Annotated in this window: 12 protein-coding genes; 10 read left to right on the top strand and 2 right to left on the bottom strand. The window is 65.0% G+C overall.

Translation table 11 applies throughout. The features are described from left to right. Positions 1-10: 10 nt before the first annotated feature. Positions 11-3,097, bottom strand: coding sequence for a TonB-dependent receptor (locus AC0IZJ_RS25600; protein ID WP_471854620.1), 3,087 nt, complete (start codon positions 3,095-3,097; stop codon positions 11-13). Between the two features lie 43 nt (positions 3,098-3,140). Further along, positions 3,141-4,757 carry a hypothetical protein gene (locus tag AC0IZJ_RS25595; protein ID WP_471854618.1) on the bottom strand — a complete coding sequence of 539 codons (1,617 nt, stop codon included), beginning with the start codon at positions 4,755-4,757 and terminating at the stop codon, positions 3,141-3,143. A 319-nt stretch (positions 4,758-5,076) separates the two neighbouring features. On the opposite strand from AC0IZJ_RS25595, the gene AC0IZJ_RS25590 reads away from it, so the two are divergent. The 10 genes from AC0IZJ_RS25590 (at position 5,077) to AC0IZJ_RS25545 (ending at position 17,644) form a co-directional block, all read left to right on the top strand. Next, positions 5,077-6,606 (top strand): tryptophan halogenase family protein, encoded by a 1,530-nt coding sequence (locus AC0IZJ_RS25590; RefSeq protein ID WP_471854617.1) that lies wholly within the window; start codon positions 5,077-5,079, stop codon positions 6,604-6,606. A gap of 169 nt (positions 6,607-6,775) precedes the next feature. Then, positions 6,776-7,450 (top strand): hypothetical protein, encoded by a 675-nt coding sequence (locus AC0IZJ_RS25585; RefSeq protein ID WP_471854616.1) that lies wholly within the window; start codon positions 6,776-6,778, stop codon positions 7,448-7,450. 2 nt (positions 7,451-7,452) lie between these two features. Next, positions 7,453-8,169 (top strand): hypothetical protein, encoded by a 717-nt coding sequence (locus tag AC0IZJ_RS25580; protein WP_471854614.1) that lies wholly within the window; start codon positions 7,453-7,455, stop codon positions 8,167-8,169. Further along, complete coding sequence (locus tag AC0IZJ_RS25575) at positions 8,153-9,175, top strand: sensor histidine kinase (protein WP_471854612.1); 1,023 nt, start codon at positions 8,153-8,155, stop codon at positions 9,173-9,175. The genes AC0IZJ_RS25580 and AC0IZJ_RS25575 overlap by 17 nt, the downstream gene beginning before the upstream one ends. Beyond that, positions 9,172-9,939, top strand: a complete 768-nt coding sequence (locus AC0IZJ_RS25570; protein ID WP_471854610.1) for a LytR/AlgR family response regulator transcription factor — start codon at positions 9,172-9,174, stop codon at positions 9,937-9,939. Before AC0IZJ_RS25575 ends, AC0IZJ_RS25570 begins: the two co-directional genes overlap by 4 nt. Before the next feature lie 40 nt (positions 9,940-9,979). Then, a complete protein-coding gene (locus AC0IZJ_RS25565) occupies positions 9,980-10,129 on the top strand; it encodes a hypothetical protein (RefSeq protein ID WP_471854608.1) in 150 nt (49 codons plus the stop codon). A 220-nt stretch (positions 10,130-10,349) separates the two neighbouring features. Continuing rightward, positions 10,350-10,970, top strand: a complete 621-nt coding sequence (gmk, locus tag AC0IZJ_RS25560; RefSeq protein ID WP_471854607.1) for a guanylate kinase — start codon at positions 10,350-10,352, stop codon at positions 10,968-10,970. A 23-nt stretch (positions 10,971-10,993) separates the two neighbouring features. Then, positions 10,994-11,197 (top strand): DNA-directed RNA polymerase subunit omega, encoded by a 204-nt coding sequence (gene rpoZ, locus AC0IZJ_RS25555; RefSeq protein ID WP_025563690.1) that lies wholly within the window; start codon positions 10,994-10,996, stop codon positions 11,195-11,197. A gap of 75 nt (positions 11,198-11,272) precedes the next feature. After that, positions 11,273-13,531: a RelA/SpoT family protein gene (locus AC0IZJ_RS25550; protein WP_471854604.1), complete on the top strand. Its 2,259-nt coding sequence runs from the start codon at positions 11,273-11,275 to the stop codon at positions 13,529-13,531. A 270-nt stretch (positions 13,532-13,801) separates the two neighbouring features. Further along, positions 13,802-17,644 carry a TonB-dependent receptor gene (locus tag AC0IZJ_RS25545; RefSeq protein ID WP_471854602.1) on the top strand — a complete coding sequence of 1,281 codons (3,843 nt, stop codon included), beginning with the start codon at positions 13,802-13,804 and terminating at the stop codon, positions 17,642-17,644. The last annotated feature ends 11 nt before the right edge of the window (positions 17,645-17,655 follow it).

The raw sequence follows: 17,655 nt of genomic DNA, 5'->3' as shown, positions 1-17,655 counted from the left end.
GGAGACCGCGTCAGAACTCGTAGCGTGCACTCATGGAGTAGCTGCGGCCCGGGTAGAACCATGCACGCCCCATCGTGCCGATGTGCTGCTGCTGCGTCTGCCGGACGATGACGTTGTTCAGGTTCGTCACGTTGAGCGACACACCGAGCTTGTCGCTGACCTTGTAGTTGACGCCGGCGTCCCACTGGCCGAACGCCTCCTGCCAGGTCGGCAGGCCCCAGCCGACGTCCTGGGCACCCGGGCGCGACGGGTCCGCGCTCGTCGCATCCTCGCCACGCGTGCCATTGGCATCAATCGCCTGCAGGATCCGGCTGTGCCAGTTGTAGGCCAGCCGGGCCGACAGCGGGCCGCGGTCATACATCAAGACGAAGTTGTAGGCGTTCTTGGCCATGTAGGGCAGCGGCAGATCGGTGAACGGCAGGCCGTTCGTGTCGCAACCGAACAAGTGCAGGGTGCCATTCGTCTTTGCCTTGCCCGCATCGCAGTAGGGGTTGTAGATCTGCTTGTACATGCTTTGCTTGGCGTCGATGTACGTGTAGTTGGCCGACACGCCGATGCCTTTGGCCCACTCCGGCAGCACACCGTCCAGGAACGGCAGCTTGTCCAGGTAGGTCATGCCCGCAATTTCGATGCCGCTGACCTTGGCCTTCCCCACGTTATCGGGGCCGGTGATCCCGAAGATCTGCGGATTGCCGGCCAAACTGTTGTAGGAACGGCTGTAGGCCGTGTTCATGATGATGTCTTTGACATCTTTGTGGAACACCGTGCCCGTGATCGATTGGCCGTCACGCGGGTACCACTCCAGCGCCAAGTCATAGCTGTTGGCCATGATTGGCTTGAGCTTGACGTTGCCGGTGTTCTCTCCGACGTAGGAGACGGTGCCCTTGTCTTGGTTGTAGTCCTGTTTCAGCTTGATGTACTCGCCCAGCTGATTGAAGCCGGGTCGGTTCATGCTCTGGGCCATCGCCAGGCGAGCCTGCAACCTGTCGGTGAAGTTCATCTTCAGGTTGAGCGACGGCAGCACCTTGACGAATTGGTTCCGCACGTCGAGAGGGTCGGTGAGGTCGAAGCGCGGCAGGTGGGGCGGCGTGTTCGAGGTGTATTCCGTCTCGAAAACCGAGTAGCCGTGCGAGACGTCGCTGGTCAGCACGGCGCGCACGCCCACATTGCCTTCGATCGGGAACTTCAGGTCGTCGAAACCGAAGCGCAGCGTGGCGTAGAGCGCATTGGTCTGTTCGCTGTGCGTGCTGGTCTTGGACGGGTCGCCGTCGTAAACCAGGGGCTGGAATTTGTTCTCGTAATCCGACAATTTGCACGCCGGCTTGCTCGGGTACAACTTGGTGCCGTCCAGGCATTGCTGGTAGCGGTAGTCGTTGAACAGCGTCTGGTACGTGTTCGGGTAGTCGCGCACGGCGCCGATCGTCGGCATGACGATGTTCGGCATCTTGCCTACCTTGCCGCCATAGAAGTTGCCGAAGTTGAAAGTTTCGACCGGGACGGTTTGGTACTTCGGAACGTTCATGTAGGCGAAGCTTCCGCGCGACTGCCATGAGTTGTCGTCCGGGGGCATCACGCCAGGCGTGATGTTCTGCTTGACGTTCCAGGGTTCCGCAATAGACGTCCAGGTGTTGCCCGTCGCGTCGTAATGGCGCGCCACACGGTAGGTGGTTCTCACGCCGACACGAATGTCACGGAGGACCGGGTTGTCCTCGAACCGGTAACGCGCGTCAACCTTCCAGGCGTAAAGGTCGGCATCGGCCTTGCTCATGCCCGGCATGACCAGGTTCCAGTAATAGTTTTTCGAGTCGGCCAGGAAATCCGTGCTGGTCTGATCAAACCCGATGCGCACCGGGTTCTTTCCCTGTACATCGATGCTCATGCTCGGCACGAAGGTGCCCAGCTGCATGTTGCGGCCGACGGAATCGTTCTTCGCATGAACCCACTGGAGGTCGTTCTGCAGCAGCCACTTGTCGTTGACGGCCCACTTGAAGTTCCACGCCAGTTCACGTGTCTGCGACTTGCTTTGATTCCAGCCGCGCGTGATTTGCAAGCCCAGGCCGCCAAGCGGGGAGGTGTTTGCCCCGGCGCCAGTCAGATAGGTGTACTTGCCAGAGAGCAGCACGTTGTTGGCGTCGTACTTCGCATCGCTGATCGTCGACTTGTATGCATTCTCCGTACCGGTGTAGAAGCCCTGCTCGCTACCCGTCTCACGTGCGCCCGACACGAAATAGGTCAGGGACGAGTCCATGCCGTCCTTCTTCCACTGCAGCGCGCCGTAGAAGCCGGCGCGTTCGTTGTCGCCGGTGTTGTTGCGGAACGAAGCCGACTTCGGCGCCCAGGCCGTCTGGCCAGCGATCAGGTCAGTGCGTGGGTAATAGGCATCCAGCTGGATGCTCTCGTTCTGGAAGCTGGAATGGTTATAGGAGAGGTCGACGAGAACGCCGACACGCCCGATGTCGGTATTCCATTGCGTGGTGTACAGCCCTGACACGTTCGGCGAATTCTTGCCCGAGCGCTGCGTGTAGTTGTTGCCCACCGACAGGTAGGCCTTGGTGCCCTTGAAGTCAAAGGGCATGGCAGTCCGCAGATTCACCGTGCCGCTGACGCCGCCTTCGATGATCTCGCTGGAGGGGTTCTTGTAGACATCCACGCCGGCCATCAGTTCTGGCGGCACGTCGCCCCAGCTCAGCTCGCGGCCCGGCCATCCGGCCGAGAACGACTCACGGCCATTGAGCAGCGACGAGCCCCAGCTGAGGCCGCGCACGCTGATGCCCGAGCCTTCGACGGAGAAGTGCTCCGGGTCGCCACGCGACTTGTTGCGGTCGATGATGACGCCGACGACGCGCTGCAGCACCTCCGTGATCGACTTGTCCGGCAGCTTGCCGGCCTCTTCCGCGACGACCGAGTCAACGATTTCCTCGGCGTTCTGCTTGATCTTCTGTGCCGACTGCAGCGCCGCGCGCTGCCCTGTGACGACAACGGTATCGAGGCTGGCTGGCTTGTCCGCCGCAGTCTGCGCCAAGGCAGCGCCGCCCACGGTGAGCAGCATCATGTGGACCATGCCGCGATGGATGGCGGTCGTTCTGAACTTTCTCATCGACTTGTCTCTCTGAATTGTTTGAAGTGAAGTCACGGTGTGTTCACTGCACGGTGATCTGGCCAAAGACGGTGATCTCGGTGCTCAGCGTGTAGTCGTCGTCCGTCGGCTTCGGCTTCGTACCGTCGGCCCTCGGCGTTGGCTTGGTGGAATTGATCCTGCCGGGCTCAAACACCACCGAGCGGATGCCGTGCGCCCGGATCTCGGCAAGCGCGGCCGCCTTCGATTCGGCAGACAGGCCCCAATCGAACCTCCAACCCTCGGTCTCGGGAAGAGCGGCGATTTCGCACTTGTCAGTGACCACGAAGTCCTTGAACGGAATCACGTAACTGTTGAACCCCGCAAATTTCGGGAGCACGTGCGCCGAGGCGGTCACATAGCAGTCGTCCCCATTGGCCTTCTTGTTGAAGTGATTGGTCTTGATACGCACGTACAAGCCACGTGAAGGTTGATCAGGACCATCAGCCTCAGTGACGAGCGCGGTCGCGTTGATGCCCACCTGCACCATGATCGATTCCTCGGTCTTCACGTCGAAAGGAAGCCATTCGTAGTTGGTGTCGACCTGCTTCCTTGGAGCACCGATCTCGCCCCTGAGGAAACCCCACCAGTTGTTGGAAACACCGTCCCAGTTCGGGTTCAACTTCTTGTTGACGTCCAGACTGAACGTCGCACCAAAGCCCGACGCAAATGTCGTCATGTTGCAATTCGGCGCCCCCGGTCCATCACCACACCAGGAGAGTGGAAAGCCCGCCGAGTATTTGATTTCACCGAACTGCGAAGTGCGCCTCGCCCCTGTGTCGAAGCCGCTCGCAAACGGACGCGGATCAACGATCACTTGGTAGTTCTCGGAAGTGCCGGCCGCGCTGGACAGAGTCACCGCGCAGATGCCCTTGGCATTCAGGCGAAGCTCATTGCCCGCGACCGCACAAACTGCGGGAGTGGTGCTTGCATACGTCAGGGCGTTGCCACCAGCGTCGACCGAACCCAGCGCGACCGTCCGGGTCATGCCCTCCAGCTGAGCCACCATCGGGAAGTCTGGGGTGATTCCAACGAAGACCAGCGGCGCGTTCAGCGCGGCGTAAGAGTCGTTGGCAGGCGCCGTCACCGCAAGCTGGCAACTGCCGACGCTCAAAGCGTTCAGGGTCGTGCCGCTGATCGTGCAGACCTCAGGCGTCGATGACACGTAGGTCGCCGGCAGACCCGCGCTGGTCTTGTCTGGCAGCGTGAAGCTTCCGGTAGTCGCCCGCAACACAACACTCACTGGCGCCATCGAGCGTTGTGGCGCTTTCAACACCACGAACAACTGGCTCGCATCGTCTGCAGCGGCCCATACGGTGCCGTCTGATCCCGCCCCGCCGGGCTGGCTGGCGATGACCTGGCACTCGCCTGCGGCCACCAGCGTCACCTGGTTGTCCGCGACTGTGCAGGTGGTGGGAGTGCCCGCGCGAAAGGTGACCGGCAAGCCGGAAGTAGCGGTGGCCTTCAAAGTCGTCGGGCCGTTGAACAACGTATTGCCGCCCGGATAGCTGAAGTTGATGACCTGGAAGCGGCCCCCAGACCCTCCGCTCCCATCACCACCCCCGCCTCCGCACGAGGCCAGAAAGGCGCAAGCCGCTATGACAGTCAACCTAAGGGCCTGCGGAACCAACTTTTTCGTCACGTTTTGTCTCCTGTTCTGAAATGACTGAGGAGCGGCTGACGGCAGAACTCGATCTGCGACGTCGCTGCTCCCTTTGCTCGGGCTCGCCCTGCTCTACTGACGACGGCTTAGTTCGGCCGGTGCACCAACTATTTTTTGATGACAAGGCCGCCCCGTTATTTCTATGGTCACTGCGCATGAGCGCTGGCGAGCGCAAGTGACCGCGCCGTCTGGAGAAATGCTTTTCCGATGCCGTGCGACAAGCGTACAACTGGTAAGACCAAAGAGACATAGGGCAAACTCCTGGACAGACCAGATCTGTTATTTTTTGGAGACTGTTGTGCGAAATCGTCCGCTTCAGCGCATCGTCATCGTCGGCGGCGGCAGTGCCGGCTGGATCACTGCGGCACCGCTGGCACGCATGCTCTGCCGGCCTGACCAACCGCATCAGCACTGCGAGGTGACGCTGGTGGAGTCGGCGGACATCGGCACCGTCGGTGTCGGCGAAGCCACGTTGCCGACCATCCAGTTCTACAACCAGTTGCTGGGTATCGACGAAGCCGACTTCGTCCGCAAGACGAAGGCGACCTTCAAGCTGGGCATCGAGTTCCAGGACTGGGGTCGGATCGGCAATCGCTTCTTCCACGGTTTTGGCGGCTTCGGCCCGGCGATCCACAACCGGCCGTTGTGGGCGTACTGGCTCAGGATGCGAGAGCAGGACCCCGGGCTGCCGTCGTATGAAGAGTGGTCGACCGCGACGGTGATGGCCCGGCAGCTGCGCTTTGCCACGCCGCAGCCCGGCGAGCCGTCACCGTCCAACGCCTTCAACTATGCGTTTCACTTCGACGCCTCGCTGTACGGCGCCTACCTGCGCGAGCACGCGCTTGGGCACGGCGCCAAGCGGGTCGAAGGAACGATCACCCGGGTCGAGACGCGCCCTGAAGACGGCTTCGTCACCACGCTTCACTTGAGCGACGGCCGTCAGGTCGAAGGCGATCTCTTCATCGACTGCTCGGGCTTTCGCGCCCTGCTCATCGACGGTGCGATGAAGTCGCCCTACGAGGACTGGAGCCGCTGGCTGCCCTGCGACCGCGCCCTGGCCGTGCCCTGCGAGCGCACAACGCCCATGACGCCCTTCACCACGTCGACCGCACGGTCCGCAGGGTGGCAGTGGCGCATTCCGCTGCAGCACCGCACGGGCAACGGGCTGGTCTATTGCAGCAGCTACCTCGACCAGGCCGAGGCAGAAAGGACGCTGCTCGCCCATCTGGACGGCAAGCCGCTGGACGACCCCCGCCCTCAGCGCTTCATCACCGGGCGGCGAAAAAACGCCTGGGTCAAGAACGTGGTCGCCATCGGGCTGTCGTCCGGCTTCCTTGAGCCGCTGGAATCGACCAGCCTTCACCTGATCATGGACGGCGTCAGTCGCCTGACGGCGATGCTGCCTGACCTGTCATTCGAACCCGCGCTGGCGGACGAGTTCAACCGCCAGATGGCCTACCGCTACGAGTCCGTGCGCGACTTCATCATCCTTCACTACAAGCTGGGTGAGCGGCGCGACAGCGAGTTCTGGCGCTATTGCGCGGACATGTCGATACCCGACGAACTCGCGCATCAGATCGAACTCTTCCGCAAGACCGGCCGCGTCGCCGTCATCGAACCGGAAGGCTTCGCCGAGCCATCGTGGGCGTCCATCCTGATGGGCCTGGGCGTCTACCCCGAGCGTTACGACCCCTATGTCGACCTTGTCGACCCGCAGTTGATCCGCAGGCACCTCCACGCCGTGCACAGCTCGATTGCGCGCACGGTGGCGGCCATGCCGTCGCACGCGAGCTTCCTCGACCGGATCACCGCGTCTCCAAGCGCTTGACGGCGCACGAGACGCCCTCGACGAGGGTCCCGCCGGCCCTCATGTCGAAGTCGCTTGTCGGTGCCGGACCTGCCTCGTCGGTGCCGACGCTGGCTCGTCGCTTCGTTGGGGCGGGCTTCGCAGCGCTTGCCCACACTGCGTCTGCCTCCTCAACTCCACGGACAAACACATGGACTATCGAACCCTCCTGACCGTACCGCTGGCGGCGCTGGCCCTGAGCGCAAGCGGCGCCGACACGCTACGCCAGCCCCACGGCTGGACATCGGGCGCCACCTATCGCTGGCCCGACGGCAACACGCATGAAGCCGGCGTCGCCCCCGAGACCGAAGCCAGCGGCCAACGCGCGCTGACCGTCAGATCCATTGGCAAGGGCTCCATCAGCGACATCGGCGGCATCGGCCAGTTCGTCCAGGGCTATGCCGGCCAGCGCGTGCGCTTCACCGGCCAGGTCAAGGCCGCGGGCGTGGACGGCTGGGGCGGCTTGGTCGTGGCCTCCGGCTACAAGCTGCTCTACCTGGCGCACCTCGACCCGGACTTCGACAAGACACCGCCGCTCGGCGCAGCCGCCTGCCCGGACTGGTGCGAGGTCAGCGTGGTGGCCGACATCCCCGCCGACGGCCCTGGTGCGGTCAGCGTGGGCCTGGCCCTGGCCGGCAACGGCCAGGTCTGGGCCAGAAGCGTGCGGCTTGAGAAGGTGGGGCGAGACGTGCCTTTGAGCACGCAACGCTTCGGCGTCGAGGCGGCCGTGGCCGCCAGGGAGCTGCAGCAGAAGGTGCAACAGATGCTGAGGACGCTTCAGCAAGACACGGGGCCCAAGCTGCCGCAAAACCTGTCCCTCCAGTAACCGTGACGACGTCACTCAGGACCTTCCACATGAACTACCGCATCCTCCTGCTCGCGCCGCTGGCCGCCGTCGTGTTCAGCGTCAGCGCCGCCGGCCTGCGCATGCCGCAAGGCTGGTTCGTCTTCCAGATGTCCCACCCCGCCGACACCGCCGCCATGACTCCTGCGGCGGCGCTGAACGGCTATGAAGTGGGCATCGATCCTTCTGCCGGCGGCGCGCCCACCCTGACCATCCGCTCGGTCTCTCGGAAAGCGCCCGGGCCCATCAGCGCCGGCTCGGCCTATCAATCGGTGCTGGGCTACGCCGGCAAGCGGGTTCGCTTCAGCGGCGAACTGAGGGCCGAAGCCGTCCGCGGCTGGGCCGGCCTCTACCTCGGCGAGGGCTTCGGCCAATTGAACGTCGACGTGACTGCGGCAAGGGGCAGCGAGAAGCCGCTGCCCATGGGCGGCGCCGTGCCGGCAGACCGCAGCTGGCATCTCGTGAGCGTCGTGCTGGACCTGCCGGCCGAGGCCACCCACCTCGGCCTGGGTGTGGGCTTGGTGGGCGAAGGGCAGGTGTGGGCGCGCGGCCTGCGCTTCGAGGTCGTCGGCCCCGGAGTGGCGCCAACGACCACGCCCGTCGGCATCGACCTGGAGCAGGCGCGGCGCTTCTACGCGGCGTCCCTGGCTGAAGCGGCAAAGTTGCCACCTTCAACGCTGAAAAATGCCGCTCTGGACTGACGCACTGCGCCGCGCCCTGCTCCCGGCCGTGCTGTTCTGGGCGGCCTGGGCCTTGCTGCGCTGGGCCTGGCCGCAGGCGCGCTGGCTGCCCCTGGCCGCGCAGCTGTGGCTGGCCTGCAGCGCTGCGTGGTTCACGCTCAACTGGCGCTGGTGGCCCCTGGCCGTGCCGCTTGCCGCCGCCCTGGGCGCGGCGGCCGGGACGCTGCTCCTGCCCGGCATCGGCCTGGCGCAATGGCAGAGCCCGCCGGCGCTGTGGCAGCCTTGGCTGCCGGCCTTCGCCTTCGCGCTGCTGATGCATCTGCCGCTGCGCTGGTGGCGCTGGCGAGAAGAGCAGGCCTTGGCGCTGCGCCTGGCGCGCGCCGAGCAGACGGCGGCGATGGCCGAGCTGTCGCGCCAGGTCAGCCTGACGGAACTGAAGGCGCTGCAGGCCCAGGTCGAGCCGCACTTCCTGTTCAACGCGCTGGCCAGCCTGCAGCAGCTCATCCGCAGCGAGCCGGCGACGGCCGAGCGCTTTCTCGGCGAGCTTCACAACTACCTGCGCCTGGCCCTGCCTTCGTTGCGCCAGCCCATGAGCACACTGGACCGCGAGTTTCAACTGGCGAGCGCCTATCTCACCGTGATGGCGACGCGGCTGGGCGCGCGCCTGCGCTTCGGTCTGCAAGTGCAGGCCGGCTGCAACGGCCACAAGCTGCCGCCGCTGATGCTGTTGACGCTGGTGGAGAACGCGGTGCGCCACGGCATCGAGCCCAAGCCGCAGGGCGGACGCATCGATCTTGAGGCGCGACGCGAGGGTGAACGCTTCGTGCTGGAAGTGCGCGACGACGGTGTCGGGCTGCAGGCTGCCGGGGCGTCGGCCACGCAGGGCCAGGGTCTGGGCCTGGCCAACGTTCGCGACCGCCTGGCCGGCCTGTATGGCGAGACCGCACGCCTGAGTGTTCAACAGCGCCCCGCCGGCGGCGTTTGCGCGCGCATCGAGCTGCCCTGGGACAACTCCGACACCCGATGAAAAGCCCCACTGCCCTGCTGATCGAAGACGAAGCCCTGCCGCGCCAGCGCCTGCGCGAGGGGCTCGCCGAGCTGTGGCCGCAACTGCAAGTGCTCGGCGAGGCCGCAGACGGCGAGCAGGGCCTGGCCTTGGTGCTGGAGCTGCGGCCCGACATCGTCTTCGTCGACATCCGCTTGCCAGGGCTGGACGGTCTGCAGCTGGCGCGGCGCATCAAGGGCCTGTGCCACGTCGTCTTCGTCACCGCCTACGACGCACATGCGGTGACCGCCTTCGACCAGGGCGCTGTGGATTACCTCCTCAAGCCGCTGGCCAGCGAACGCCTGCGCGAAACGGTGCAGCGCCTGCAGCAGCGGCTGCAATTGCCGCCGGCCGAGCTGGCGCGCTGGTTGCAACAGTGGACGCCGCCGCCCTTGCCGACCGAGGCACCGGCCGCGCCCAGCGCACCGCTGCGCTGGCTGCAGGCCTCTCAGGGCGAACGCCTGCATCTCGTGATGGTGGCCGACGTGAGCCATTTCCGCAGCGACAACAAATACACCTGCGCCGTCACCTCAGAAGGCGAGTACCTGCTGCGCCTGTCCTTGCGCGAGTTGCTGCTGCAACTCGACCAGGAGCAGTTCTGGCAGATCCACCGCGCCGTCGTCATCAACCTCACCCACGTCGCCCGTGTCGAGCGTGGCCTGGGCAGCATGGAGGTGCTGCTCAAGGATGGGCGGACCAAGCTGCCCGTGAGCCAGAGCTTCCAGCAGCGCTTCAAGCCGATGTAGCCGGCAAAGACATCTCTGCGCATTTCAAAAAGGGAATTCCATGCACAACCGATCCGACAAGGAAAGCGTGATGCAGATGGTGGAGCGCAACTACGGCATCGAGGCTGCGGAGGCCGCGCCAAAGGACCTGGCACGCCCGATTCCGAAGTCGCCTGCCAACAGCCTGAACAACGGTATGGAGAAGCGATAGTCGGGCTGAGTTCACGCGGCGGTGGGCTGCGGTCTTGCGTGGCGCCGACAGCCGGCATGCGGAAGTTAAAATTGCTTCGCTGCATTGCGTCGCGCAAGCCAGCCGTTGCAGCAACATCGCCTTGTGGGGTCACTTGGGACTTGTGGAGCCCGGGCAAGAAAAATCTTCGGACCGACAAGCACTTGGCGGCAAGTCGGGTTCAGCTCCAGAACATCAAAACATGGAATATCCCGGCAATCTCTTCGTCGTCGCCGCGCCCAGTGGGGCGGGCAAGTCCAGCCTCGTCAAGGCGCTGCTGGAACTGGACGCGCGCCTGGCCGTCTCCGTCTCGCACACCTCGCGTGCGCCGCGCGGGCAGGAACAGCATGGCCGCGAGTACTGGTTCATCACGCCGGACGAGTTCCGCGCGATGGCCGAGCATGGCGACTTCTTCGAATGGGCCGAGGTGCACGGCAACCTCTACGGCACCTCGCGTGCCGGCATCGAGACGCGGCTGCAGCAGGGTGAGGACGTGGTTCTCGAGATCGACTTCCAGGGCGCGCTGCAGATCAAACAGCTCTTTCCCTATGCCGTGTTGATCTTCATCCTGCCGCCCAGCTGGGACGAATTGCGCCTGCGCCTGAACCGCCGCGGCGACACCGAACCCGAGGTGATTGCCAAGCGCATGAACAACGCGCGCATCGAGGTGGCGCAGGCCCAGAACTTCGATTTCGTCGTCGTCAATGCGGTGTTCGACACGGCGGTTTTCGACCTCAAGGCCATCGTCCACGCGCAGCGGCTAAAATACGCGGCTCAGCGGCGCAACCGCTCGGCCGTCTTTCAGGCGCTCGATCTGCCCTGATCCGCTTTTCTCCAAGGAACACCATGGCCCGCATCACTGTCGAAGACTGCCTGACCAAGATCCCGAACCGCTTCCAGCTGGTGCTGGCCGCCACCTACCGCGCCCGCATGCTGAGCCAGGGCCACAGCCCGCGCATCGAGAGCAAGAACAAGCCCGGCGTGACCGCCCTGCGCGAAATCGCCGCTGGCGAAGTCGGCATCGAGATGCTGCGCAAGGTGCCGGTCTAACACCGCCTTTTGCTGAACATGAAACGGGCGTCCTCGGACGCCCGTTGGCTTTTTTGCTTAGGCTAAATTCGGCGCATGGCCCAACGCTCCCTCACCGCCTGGTTCACGCTGCCTGGCCTTCGCCAGCCGGCGCCGCCGACTGCGGCCGAGGCGGCCTCCTTCGACGCCCTCCTGCCCAAGCTCGGCTACCTCAGCAAGGCCGAGGTGAAGCGCGTGCGCGAGGCCTACCGCTTCGCTGACGAGGCCCATCTGGGGCAGAAGCGCGCCACGGGCGAGCCCTATATCACCCACCCGATCGCCGTCGCCGGCATCTGCGCCGAATGGCGGCTGGACGCCCAGGCCCTGATGGCGGCGCTGATGCACGACGTGGTCGAGGACTGCGGCGTCTCCAAGACCGAGCTGATCGAGAAGTTCGATGCGACGACCGCCGATCTCGTCGACGGCCTGACCAAGCTGGACAAGCTGCAATTCTCCACCAAGGAGGAGTCGCAGGCCGAGTCCTTCCGCAAGATGCTGCTGGCGATGGCGCGCGACCTGCGCGTCATCCTCATCAAGCTGGCCGACCGCCTGCACAACATGCGCACGATGGGCGCGATGGCGCCGCACAAGGCCCGCCGCATCGCCCGCGAGACCTTCGACATCTACGCGCCCATCGCCCACCGCCTGGGACTGAACCAGACCTTCCGCGAGCTGGAGGACCTGTCTTTCCAGTACTTCCACCCCTGGCGCTACACGGCGCTGTCCAAGGCCGTGGGCAAGGCGCGCGGCAACCGGCGCGACCTGGTGTCGCGCATCGAGGGCGACATCCGCGCCGCCTTCGCCAAGGCCAGCCTGCGTGTGGAGGTGCAGGGGCGCGAGAAGACGGTCTATTCCATCTACAAGAAGATGCGCGAGAAGGGGCTGATGAGTTTCGCCCAGGTCAGCGACATCTTCGGCTTTCGCATCGTCACCGAGGAGCCGCTGCAGTGCTACACCGCTTTAGGCGTGCTGCATGCCCTCTACAAGCCGCAGGCAGGCCGTTTCAAGGACTACATCGCCAACCCCAAGGACAACGGCTACCAGTCCCTGCACACGACCTTGATGGGGCCGCTGTCCACGCCGCTGGAGTTCCAGGTGCGCACCGAGGGCATGCACCAGATCGCCGAACAGGGCGTGGCGGCGCACTGGATCTACAAGAGCCGCGGCAAGCAGGGCTCGGCGCTGGCGGCCCAGCAGGCCAATGCACGCTGGCTGCAAAGCCTGATCGACATCCAGGACGAGACGCGCGACGCCAACGAGTTCCTGGAGCACGTCAAGATCGACCTCTTCCCCGACGCCATCTACGTCTTCACGCCCAAGTCCAAGATCATGGCCCTGCCCAAGGGCGCGACGCCGGTGGACTTCGCCTACGCCATCCACTCCGACGTCGGTGACCACTGCGTGGCCGCCCAGGTCAACGGCGAGGCCGTGCCGCTGCGGGCCGAGCTGCGCAGCGGCGACATCGTCGAGGTCATCACCGCGCCGGGCGCCAGCCCCAACCCGGCCTGGCTGAGCTTCGTGCGCACGGGCCGTGCACGCTCCAAGATCCGCCACTACCTGAAAGACCTGGAGCAGGAGGAGTCGCGCGAGCTGGGCGAGAAGATGCTCTCCCAGGCCATGCGCGTCGAGGGCCTGGGCCTGCCCAGCCTGGAGGCAGACGACCCAGCCGCGCAGATCTGGCACGAGCTGGCCGCCTGGGCCGGCAGCGCCGGCACGGAACAGCTCCTCGTCGACATCGGCGCCGGCCGCAAGATCGCCGCCATCATCGCCAAGAAGATGGCCCGCCTGATGGCCGAGCAAGGCCAGCGGCCCGATGCACTGGCGCTGACACTCGGCCGCTTCACCGAGACGCCGGTGGACCGCGGCAGCGTCACCATCGACGGCGGCGAGGGTGCCTCCGTGCAGCTCGCCACCTGCTGCCGGCCCATCCCCGGCGACGAGGTGCGCGGCTACCTGGGCCGCGGCGAGGGGCTGATCGTGCACACCTGCGAGTGCGCGGTCGGCAAGCGGCTGTTCCAGCGCGACAGCGAGCACTGGATCCGCGTCGAGTGGGCCGAGGAGCTGACACGCAGCTTCGAGGTCGGCGTCACCCTGCTGTTGACCAACGGCAAGGGCGTGCTGGCCCAGGTCGCCCAGGCCGTGGCGCAGGCAGAGGCCGACATCACCCACATCGCGATGGGCGACGAAGCGCCAGCGCTGCAAGAGGTCGAGATGAGCCTGCTGCTGGCCGTGCGCGACCGCCTGCATCTGGCCGATGTGCTGCGCGTGCTGCGCCGCACGCCCGCCGTGCAGCGCGTATCCCGCGTGAAACCCTGACATCGTTGTCATCGCGCGGCTCCTGTTGCGGGGCCGCTCACGCCCTTGAGTGTTTCTGTTTACGTCCCCGGGTTAACCACTGTTTCTGGCCTCGGTATTCCTTGGTGATATAGATAAACCGAGAAATCGTATTTCTCGGCTTGTAACCCCATGTTTAAGGTCCGTTCCGACGCCTCAGTCGGATGGACCTCACCCGTTCTCCGTCCAGGGCAGCGCCCTTTGACAACAACGACGGGCCGGATTCGGACCGGCCTCAGACGGAGACCTCTCGTGACCAAGACCAGCCCCCCTGCCCTGCGCCGCGACCACATCGGCGCTGCCGTTTCCCTGGCCCTCGCCTTGATGGCCCACGAGGCTGCCTTGGCTCAAACGCCGTCCGCGCCGGCTGGTGCAGCCTCCGCCCCGGCCGCAGCCGCCAAGCCGGCTGAAGCCAAGCCCAAGGCGCCGGTCAACGAGCTGGAGACCGTGCTGGTCGTCGGCACGCGCCAGTCGCAGCAGTCCAGCATCAACCGCAAGAAGAACGCGGCGACGGCCCAGGACTCCATCGTCGCCGAGGACGTCGGCGCCTTCCCCGACCGCAACATTGGCGAAGCGATCTCGCGCATCGCTGGCGTGGCCCTGGACCGCGGCGACTACGGCGAAGGCACGACCGTCTCCATCCGCGGCAACAGCTCGGAACTGACCCGCGTGGAACTGGACGGCATGGGCGTGAGCTCCGGCGCCGGTACCAACCTGCTGGGCCGGGGCGCCGAAGGCGGCGACGGCCGCGGCACCGAGTTCCGTGAACTGCCCTCCGACCTCATCAAGAGCGTCGACGTCATCAAGGGCTCCACCGCGGCCATGACCGAAGGCTCGCTGGGCGGCGGCATCATCATCACGACCCGTACGGGCCTGGACTTTGACAAGCCCTTCTACATGATCAAGGCCGAGGCCACGCAGAGCGACCTGGTCAAGAAGACCACGCCTCGCTACAACGTGATCCTGGCCGACAAGTTCTTCGACAAGAAGCTGGGCGTGCTGCTCAACTGGAACAAGTCGCGCACGGTGAGCCAGAACCACGCGATCACGCAGGGCGGCAGCAACAACCAACAGGGTCTCCAGCGTCTGGCCGACTTCGACAACTCGCCCGAGAAGACCTTCACGCACAACCCCAACACGCTGAATCAGGCCGATCCGACGGCGCTGGTGACGACGCTGGCCTCGCCCAAGACAGCCGCCGCTGGCGGCGGCTTCTTCAACGCTGCGACGCCGCTGGAAGTGCTTACCAAGTCGGCCGCGGCCCAGACCAAGGCGGCCTGCTTCACCGCATTTCCCAATCTGACCGCTGGGGAGATCGCGTCCATCGACCCGGGCTCGCGCAATGTGACGATCAACGCGGCCATCACCCGGCGCGGCGAAGAGCAGATGAGCTGCCTGAACCAGTGGAACGACTACACCGTGGCCAACGCGGGTGGCATGCGCTACAACCTGCGCGAGCAGGATGACAGCCGCGACAGCGCCGACATCCGCTTCGACTTCAAGGTCAACGACAAGCTGACCGTCTACACCAAGCTGGGCAGCGCCAAGCGGCATGTGGACGACACGGTGGGCTTCCTGGGCCTGGGCAGCAGCCCGACGTTCAACACCGGCTTCACCGATACCGGCTTTACTGCCAGCGCGGGCGCTGTGCCCGGCAAATCCGGGGTTCGCAACCTGACGGCCGGCGCCAGCGGAAGCCTGCTGCCCACCACCTACTCGTTCCCGGTGACGGCAGCCAACGCGCTCATGCAGAACGGGCTCGTGACGGGCGCCACGACAACCATCCTGCCGGGTTACACGGTTGACTCCACGCACCATGTGACCGGCTACTCGCTCGACAACAGCACCTACGGCACCGACACCATCTTCAGTCAAATCGACACCACGACGAAGACGCTGCTCGCCGGCGGCGAGTACAACGACGGCCGGCTGAAGGCCCAGTTCATGGGAGGCATCGTCAAGTCCACCGCCATGCGCTACGACCGCCGCGCCTCGTTCGGCTACAACTTCGGCGTCGGCAACTTCGCCGTTCAGCCCAACGGCATCTGGGCCTTCACGCTGCCTGCGGGCAGCACGAACGAACAGCTCAACTTCCCCAAGTACGCGACGCTGAACCCGGCTGTTTCCTCTTTGGTCTTCAACGCTTCGGCGACCAATCCAGTCACCGTTCCGGCCTACACGGCCGCCCAGAACGCGCAGTACACCAACAGCACGCTGCTGAACGTCATCCGGTCCTACGACAGCGAGAACTCCGAGAAACAAGGCAAGCTCGACCTGTCCTACAACCTTGTCGACAAGGTGCCCTTCCTGACCTCGCTGAAGGGCGGCGTCCAGATCCGCAAGAACGCCAGCGATTTCTGGACCGGCGCCGGCAGCACCATCAAGGAGGCCATTGGCGCTTACGGCACGGCCGGCTTCGTGCCGGGCGTCTACATGCCGCAGGTCAACACGCGCTTCAACCTCATCGGTTGCGAGAACACGCCCGGCTCCCTGGCCGCCGGCGGCAACCCCTGCGCGCCGAACGGCTACGTGCCCAGCAACCAGCTCAACCGCGGCATCGGCGGCGGCGTGGCAGGCACCACCACGCTGACCCGAGCGCAGTACGAGGAGATCATCCGCCAGACGATGACGCTGGCACCGGCCAGCCAGTTCTACGCCAACGCCAAGGACCGACCCGAGTCGCTGTTGAATGGCTGGAATCAAATCGACATCGACAAGCTGTTCAAGCTGGCTGGTGTCCCCGTGCGCCTGGACTGCTTCCGCCAGTGCACGGCCACCGACGGCAAGGTCTACGACATGCCGGTGAGCCATGCAGTGGAAAAGACAACGGCCGCGTACCTGATGACCGATTTCGAGGTCGACCGCGTGCCGTTCACGGACTGGTCCCTGCCCTTCGGCATGGAATTCGCCGGCAACATCGGCGTGCGTGTTGTGAAGACGGACGTGGAAGGCACGGGCTACGTGACCATCCGCTCGAACCGCATCATCGCGGGCAGCTTCAACCCGGCAAACCCCACCCTCCCCGCCGGCCTGCAGGCCTACTCGCAGACCATGAACACGTCCATCAAGGACAGCACCACCGATGTGATGCCCTCGCTGAACCTGGCGATGTGGGCCATCCCGGACAAGCTGGTGCTGCGCTACAGCATCGGCAAGACGGTCGCGCGCCCGCCGATCTCCAAGTTGCTGCCTGAAGGCACCTGCAACACCTACGAGTTCAACACCGGAACCACGGAAGAAGACGGCTCGGAAACAGACCAGGGCTGCGGCCGTTTCGGCAACCCGGCCCTCAAGCCCCAGACCAACGTCAACCAGAACCTGTCCGTGGAATGGTTTCCCAACCGCGACACGATGTTCTCGGCTGCCCTCTACAAGCAGCGTGGCCTAGTCGGCGCGCCGACGTTGATCGCGTCGCGCAACGACGTCAGGCTGTTCAAGGACAGCAACGCCCTGGACCCCTTCACCGGCAAGCCGCTGGCCGACTCGGAGTTCACGTACACCACCTGGGACAACCAGCCGGCCGCCACGCGCAAGGGCTTTGAAGTCGGCATGAAGACGGCGTTCTCCTTCCTGCCGTCGATCCTGCGCTACACGGGCCTCGACGCCAACTTCACCAAGGCGAAGTCCACTCAGGGCCAACCGGTGCTGGACCTGATCAGCGGTGCCGTGCTGCCGGTTGCCGGCGAGCCCAAGCACTCGTGGAACGCCTCGCTGTGGTACGACGATGGCGGCTTCCAGGCCCGCATCGCGATGCAGGTGGTGGCCACGCGCTACCAGGGCTTCACGCCGGGGGGAACCACCGCCGCCCTTGCCATCAACAACTATCCGTCGATCGGCACCATCAACTGGCGCCAGCCCTACAACCCGGGCGCGCCGATCTTCGCTCCGCGTACTGCCTACGTCGATGCCAAGCTCTCCTACAAGTTCAAGAACGGCCTGGAGATCTTTGCCGACGCGCGCAACCTGACCGGTGAGCGTACGCAGTCGAACACCGGCGGCTACCAGGACTACGCTGATGGCATCCCGAGCATCTACAGCGACAACTACGCTGGCCGCCGCTACACGGTAGGTTTCACGCTCCGCAGCCCGCGCTAAGCAAAGACCAG

The organism is Roseateles sp. AC306 (assembly GCF_979253795.1).
Note: the sequence above shows the minus strand (reverse complement) of the source record. Positions and strands in the feature narration are given on the sequence as shown.